Raw genomic sequence first — 4,029 nt, forward strand, 5'->3', positions numbered from 1 at the left:
ATCAAAAACCTATGTTGAAGTGCAAGGGATGGATATAGAACAAATCGATTATTTATCTGAAACGGGTCAATTAGATCTAGCTGATTTAACTTCTAAAATCACCGAAGAAACATCTTGTGTTGTAGTTTCATATCCAAACTTTTTTGGTGTAATAGAAGATTTAAAAGTGATAAGAGAAAAGGTTCCTAGCGAAGTTGTTTTCATAGTAGTTACCTATCCAATCTCTTTAGGGTTGTTAGAAGCCCCAGGAAAATTTTGTGCGGATATCGTAGTAGGAGAAGGTCAATCTTTAGGGAATACGCCTTCGTTTGGAGGACCGGGTTTAGGAATCTTCGCTTCCAAAAAAAAGTATATCCGAAAAATGCCTGGCAGAATCATTGGAGAAACCGTAGATCAAGACGGTAAAAGAGGATTTTGCATGGTTTTGCAGACAAGAGAACAACATATAAGAAGGGAAAAATCTACTTCCAATATATGTTCAAATCATGCATTCAACGCTCTTGTGGCTTCTTTGTACTTGAATGTAATGGGGAAGCAAGGAATAAAAGAAGTTTCTCTTCAGAATTATCATAAAGCCCATTATTTAGCAAAAAAATTGGTAGAGACTGAAAAATTTAAACCTGTATTTGACGGTCCATTTTTTAACGAGTTTGTATTAGAAAGCAAAATAGATCCAGAACTTCTCAACGAAAAACTGTTGGAACAACATTATTTTGGACCTTTGATACTGAAGAATTTTTATAAAGAAATGGGGAATAAGGTACTGTTTTGTGCAACAGAACTGACTAAAAAAAGAGATATTGACTTTTTATGTTCTTTCTTGGAGGGATTATCATGAAGTTGATATTTGAAAAATCAGTTAGCGGGAGAAAGTCATATTCACTTCCAAAATTGGATGTCAAAGAATCTCAGATAGATATTCCGGAACATTTAGTTAGAAATGAAGCTCCGATTCTGCCAGAACTATACGAAGTTGATATTGTTAGACATTACAATCAATTAGCCACTCTAAACCATTCGGTTGATAGAGGTTTTTATCCTTTGGGTTCTTGTACAATGAAATACAATCCTTTTTTGAATGAAGAGGTTGCTTCTTTAAATGGATTCAAATTCATTCATCCCTACCAAGAGGAAAGTACTGTACAAGGCGCATTGGAATTGATGTATGAATTACAAGAATTTCTCAAAGAAATAACAGGGATGGCTAATGTTACCCTACAGCCTGCTGCTGGTGCCCACGGGGAACTTACGGGGATGCTTATTATCAAAAAATATTTACAAGAAAATAATTTAGGTCATAAAAATGAGGTTATCATCCCAGATTCCGCGCACGGTACGAACCCTGCATCTGCGGTAATGGCGGGCTTTGAAGTAGTTAAAGTTAATTCGAATAATGAAGGAAGAGTTGATTTAGATCATTTGAAATCTTTAGTGAATGAAAATACCGCTGCCATTATGCTCACGAACCCAAATACTTTGGGATTTTTTGAAAAAGATATTCTGAAGATATCCGATTTGATGCACAAAAACGACGCCTTGTTGTACTACGATGGGGCAAATTTAAATGCGATAATGGGGAAAGTAAGACCTGGAGATAATGGTTTCGATGTTGTTCATCTCAACCTTCACAAAACATTTTCCACCCCTCATGGAATGGGGGGCCCAGGGAGTGGGCCAATAGCGGTAAAATCTTATTTAAAAGAGTATTTGCCGAAACCTGTTGTCGGTATGAAAGAAAGTGGAGAATATTATTTTGATTATGATATCTCTAAAAGCGTTGGGAAAATGCGTAGCTTCTACGGTAATTTTTTGGTACTAGTCAAAGCATACACTTACATATTATCATTAGGGAAAGAAGGTTTGAAGAAGGTAAGTGAACTTGCCACTCTAAATGCGAATTATTTGAAAGAGAAGTTATCGAAATTTTTAAACGTTGCTTACCCAGATGTCTGTAAGCATGAGTTTGTAATAAAAGGAACTTCGTTGAAAGATTATGGGGTAAGTACACTGGATTTTGCAAAAAGGTTATTAGATTATGGTATTCATCCTCCAACAGTCTATTTTCCTTTAATTGTGGATGAAGCAATGATGATTGAACCAACCGAAACCGAAAGCAAAGAAACATTGGACGAAGTTGCTGCTATATACGAGAAAATCGTAGAAGAAGCCAGAAGAGAACCAGATAAGCTAAAAGAAGCTCCGTTGACTTTACCTATCAAAAGATTAGACGAAGTAAAGGCAAATAAAGAACTCAACGTGAAATTTGATTAAGTTTTGATAAGTTTACCATGAAATCTAAACATATTTATTTTATTAAATATTAAAAAACAGTGAGGCAGAAACACCGATTTACGCCTCACTGTTTTCTTCTTTTAAACACTCTCCACAGATTCCATAGAAGTTGATTTCAACAGAGTCGATTTTATTGTTTTTTAAGTCTTCTTCAGTAAAAGTTTTAAAATTTAATAATTTCTTCTCATCTAAGAAATCTAATTTATCTAACTCGATATCTTGAATTCTTCCACATTTTTTGCAAATAAAATGTGCATGAGGTGTAATGTTAGAATCGTAATGGATTTTATTTTCAATTAAAATCTCTTTTACTAATCCAGCGTTTTCAAATAATTTTACAATGTTATAGACTGAAGTGAAAGAAATTCGATTATCATTATTTTTTACTAACTTTTGATGTAATTCATCAATTGATGGATGTTCATCGCAGTTAAAAAGTTCAAAGGCCACTTTAAATCTATTTGGGGTAACCTTGATTTTTTTATTTTTTAATATTTTAATTATACTATTTTTATCATATTTAACTTCCAATTTTACCACCTTAGTTTAAATGATTTTACTGTTTAATTATAACACAAGATTTTGAAGAGTTATTTGAGTTATAGTGAAATTAACAATAGTGTCAAAAAACAAGTGATATAATAAAAAGGTAGTTTAAAAGGTTGGGAGCGTAGGGTAATGACCTCACATCCTAAGGGGTGGGGAGCGGGGTGAAGGGGCGTTAAAACAGGTTTTAGAATTTCTAAAGGAAGTATAAATAATAAAAGTTTTTAGGAGGGATATAGTGAGTGAGGTGAAAAGAATCGGGTTAATGACCAGTGGTGGAGATGCCCCTGGGATGAATGCCGTCATTAGAGCTGTTACTAGAAGCGCTGTTGTAGAAAATATTGAGGTGTATGGGTTTTTGAGAGGATTTGCTGGTATTTTGGATAAAGAATATAAAAAATTTACATATGCAGATGTTGGTGGAATAATGGAAAGAGGGGGAACCATTTTAAGGACCGCAAGGGTACCAGAATTTAAAGTTCCTGAGGTTAGAAAAAAAGCCGCGGACATATTGAAAGATTTAGGTATAGATGTGTTGGTTATAATTGGAGGAAATGGGAGTCTTACCGGGGGGAAGTTGCTATCAGAAGAACAAGGGATATCTGTCATAGGTGTACCAGCTTCTATAGATAATGATATCGCTTATACAGATATGAGTATTGGTGTTGACACCTGTCTTAACACGGTAGTTGATGCCATGCAGAAGTTAAAAGATACCGCTTCTTCCCACGAAAGGGCGTTTATTGTTGAAGTTATGGGGAGAACATCTGGATACATAGCGTTGATGTCAGGTCTTGCTATAGGGGCGGAAGCCATAATAATACCAGAAGTTCCCACGGATTACGATGCTTTAGCAGAAAAAATGTGGGATGAAAGAAAAAGGGGTAAGATTAATTCAATAGTCGTTGTTGCGGAAGGATCTGCCAGCGCTTATACAGTTGCCAGACATTTAGAAAATAGAATTGGTTTCGAAACGCGTATAACAATTTTAGGTCATATTCAAAGAGGGGGTTCCCCGACTGCATTTGATAGGATTTTGGCCTCAAGAATGGGAAATGAAGTAATAAAAGCAATTAACGACGGAGATTTTGACGTGATGGTAGGCTTGAGTAAAAACGATTTAATTAGAACACCACTTGAAAAAGTACTTTCAGAAAATAATACATTGGATATGGAGATTGTGAAGCTGGC

4 protein-coding genes are annotated in these 4,029 nt (G+C 35.1%); 3 read left to right on the plus strand and 1 reads right to left on the minus strand.

The annotated features are described in order from the left end of the window. The first annotated feature begins 28 nt into the window (after positions 1-28). Both AA81_RS12365 and gcvPB read left to right on the plus strand, forming a co-directional pair. Complete coding sequence (locus AA81_RS12365) at positions 29-838, plus strand: PLP-dependent aminotransferase family protein (RefSeq protein WP_245863637.1); 810 nt, start codon at positions 29-31, stop codon at positions 836-838. Continuing rightward, positions 835-2,271, plus strand: a complete 1,437-nt coding sequence (gene gcvPB / locus AA81_RS12370) for an aminomethyl-transferring glycine dehydrogenase subunit GcvPB (protein ID WP_103078236.1) — start codon at positions 835-837, stop codon at positions 2,269-2,271. Before AA81_RS12365 ends, gcvPB begins: the two co-directional genes overlap by 4 nt. Positions 2,272-2,349: 78 nt before the next feature. On the opposite strand, the gene AA81_RS12375 is transcribed toward gcvPB, so the two are convergent. Next, positions 2,350-2,823: a Fur family transcriptional regulator gene (locus AA81_RS12375; RefSeq protein WP_169926268.1), complete on the minus strand. Its 474-nt coding sequence runs from the start codon at positions 2,821-2,823 to the stop codon at positions 2,350-2,352. 262 nt (positions 2,824-3,085) lie between these two features. Here AA81_RS12375 and pfkA point away from each other — a divergent pair. Next, positions 3,086-4,029, plus strand: a 944-nt coding sequence (gene pfkA / locus AA81_RS12380) for a 6-phosphofructokinase (RefSeq protein ID WP_103899205.1), incomplete at its 3' end; no start/stop codon positions are given.

This window comes from Petrotoga halophila DSM 16923 (genome assembly GCF_002924615.1).

Excerpts from the sequence above, each read along its gene's own strand:
- gcvPB (WP_103078236.1), top strand. The coding sequence starts at position 835 with ATGAAGTTGATATTTGAAAAATCAGTTAGCGGGAGAAAGTCATATTCA.
- AA81_RS12365 (WP_245863637.1), top strand. The coding sequence starts at position 29 with ATGGATATAGAACAAATCGATTATTTATCTGAAACGGGTCAATTAGAT.